Here is a 255-nt window from a genome sequence, read left to right on the forward strand (position 1 = left end):
GCGTTACCGCAGGCGACAGCAAACTGAATTCAGACGGCCTCACCATTACCGGTGGCCCAAGTGTGACCAAAGCAGGCATTAATGCCGCCGGCAACAAGATCACCAACGTTGCCCCGGGTACCGATGACACCGACGCCGTCAACTACAGCCAGCTGAAACAGCAAAGCGCCGCCGCCCGTACCGAGGTTGCCGCCGGCACCAACATCAAAGACGTGGTGAAAACGACCGGCGCCAACGGCCAAGACGTTTACACCG

The 255-nt window shown here is 60.0% G+C and carries 1 protein-coding gene; it reads left to right on the plus strand.

Annotated elements, in window-relative coordinates; translation table 11 throughout:
• Positions 1-255, plus strand: a 255-nt coding sequence (locus ACTHUT_RS22390) for a hypothetical protein (RefSeq protein WP_440420006.1), incomplete at both ends; no start/stop codon positions are given.

Source organism: Neisseria sp. P0022.S010, from assembly GCF_051956635.1.